Annotated in this window: 2 protein-coding genes; one reads left to right on the top strand and one right to left on the bottom strand. The window is 58.6% G+C overall.

Annotated elements, in window-relative coordinates:
• The coding region (locus tag ABX749_RS29800; RefSeq protein ID WP_372899238.1) for a glycoside hydrolase family 43 protein at window positions 1-1458 on the top strand (1458 nt) is incomplete at its 5' end.
• A 40-nt stretch (window positions 1459-1498) separates the two neighbouring features.
• On the opposite strand, the gene ABX749_RS29795 is transcribed toward ABX749_RS29800, so the two are convergent.
• A partial coding sequence (locus ABX749_RS29795) for a hypothetical protein (protein WP_372899237.1) occupies window positions 1499-2342 on the bottom strand: 844 nt, incomplete at its 5' end.

Here is a 2342-nt window from a genome sequence, read left to right as displayed (position 1 = left end):
TCCCACGGCAACCGGGCGATCTCGATTCAGGCCACCGATCGATTGACGTCGATGGGCAAGCCCAACATCGTTTGGACGGCACCGCCGTCCGGCCCCTATTCGCGTGAGATCTGGGCGCCGGAACTGCACCACTTGGACGGTCATTGGTACGTCTACTTTGCGGCCTCCGATGGCCAGAACCGAAACCATCTGACGTATGTGCTGAAGTCCAAGGATGATGACCCGCTGGGCGAGTACGAGTTGTTCGGGCCGTTGGCAACCGGTGACGGCCCGGACGGTGCTTCCCCCAACGTCTGGGCCATCGACATGACGGTGTTGACGCATGGCGAAAAACGCTATGCCGTTTGGTCGGGCTGGGATGCGCCGGGAACCGATCGGCAGTACCTGTACATCGCCCCGCTCGCATCGCCGACCGAATTGGGCGGCCCGCGAGTCCGGCTGTGCGAGAACGACGACTACCCCTGGGAACTGACCGAACCGGGGAATTCCGGGCGCGGGTTGAATGAAGGCCCGCAGGTGTTTCAATCCAAGAACAAAACGTCAATCGTGTACTCATGCGGTGCCTCTTGGTTGCCGACGTACAAGTTGGGCATCTTGGAGTTTACCGGAGGCGATCCGTTGGATCCCGCTTCGTGGACCAAGCGAGACAAGCCATTGTTCGAGGGGACACGCGACGTCTATGGAGTCGGGCACTCGTGTTTTGTCCCATCATTGGACGACAATCAGTGGTGGCACGTGTTTCATGCCAAGCGAGATCGCAACCCCGGCTGGCGTCGCGCCGTTTACGTCCAGCCGATGAAGGTGGGGCGGCGGGGATTTCCGTTTCTGGAGTCTCCGATCCGGGCCGGCGAGTGGCTGGATCGGCCCTCCGGCGAAACACCTCAAGAGCTTTCGTTACCGACTCGTTTGTTCGGTGACGACGCGAGCGATGCGACCTGGTCTTTCTTTGGGCATCATCAGTTCATTGAAGTCGGACCGGAGGGATTGCATCTGGGCCGCGTTCCCCGTGATCCGATCAACGACTATCGCAGCGGCGAAAAAGTGGTGCTCGATGATCCATGCCCTGCAGACTGTGTTGCTGACGTCACGATCGACTTCCAAGGTGAAGCAAATGCTCGCGATGCAGGCGTTTTGTTTCGCTGCAGCGGTCCGGCGGTCGGTTACGATGCCCAGCGTGGCTACTTTGCCGGGTTGATCCCGAAGACCGGGTTGGTGATCGTCGGCAAGATGAACGGATCCGCCTGGACCGAGCTGGCGCGGCAATCCACGCAGATCGATGTCGCGCAGCCCCAAGCGTTACGTGTCCAGATGAAGGGCAATCAGATCACGGTGACGCACAACGGCCGGCAGCGTGTTTCGGTGTTGGACGAAAGCTATCAATCGGGCAGCGCGGGGCTGCGCGTCGTCGACACGCACGCCGTGTTTTCTGATTTCACCGTGAGTGACGCGAAGGATTGAACGTCCGATTTGCACCACACGGCAAGCGCCGAAGCGGGGCTCATTCAGAATCCACCAACCCGCGCAACGTGAACTTGGAAACCAGCAGCGCGTTTTGGGTGTTGCCTGACGATGATTTCGTCGGTGCTTGTAACAATTTTGGTAGCGCGACGGTTTCGAAGAAGGACGTGTTGGGACGTTTTCCCAGTTCGTCCAATTTCTCTTGAATCGACTGTCCACGTTTCGTTTGCAGCATCATGGGAATGTTGCCGGCGGAACGCGACCAAGCCTGGGTGCCGTCACTTTCGATCGTGAGCGTCGATTGGTAAACCTTCGCCACATAGGCTCCCCGGGCGATGTAAGAAACGGCTTCGTTCTTGGGGCCGCTGATGGCTGCCTTGATCTTGATGGCGGCCCCATTGGTCAGTTTGTATCCGGCTTTTGCAATGGCATTTTTCAGATTCTGTTCGACCTCCGCCCGGTATTTGTCGGGGACGCCGCTGGCATCCATCGCAACGTTGACGCCGGGATGGATCAAAAACACGCTCGGATCATCCACGGCTTGCCGCAGGACTTCGGTCGCTTTGGGGTGGGGGATCGAAGTCGGAACGATCAGCCCCCCGCCGTCAGAGAGCAACCCCACAAACTCGGTTCCGCCGACCGACGTGATCACCGCCGCGTCCTTGTAATCACAGACGGTGATTCGTGATGGAATGTGCAACAACAAATGGTTGTCCAGTAGGGCGTAATCGGGTGCCGGATAGCTGAGACCGTTCGGCGCAATCGGTGCTCCGCCCTCACGCGAATATTCATCGAGTGTTTCGCCCGTCTTCAGGTCCATGATCCGCAAATTGTTGACGAACGAAATCAACATTTGGTCGCCGCTTTCGTTGAGTTGCATCTTG

Source organism: Stieleria sp. (assembly GCF_041595215.1).
In the GTDB taxonomy this organism is placed as follows: domain Bacteria; phylum Planctomycetota; class Planctomycetia; order Pirellulales; family Pirellulaceae; genus Stieleria; species Stieleria magnilauensis.
Note: the sequence above shows the minus strand (reverse complement) of the source record. Positions and strands in the feature narration are given on the sequence as shown.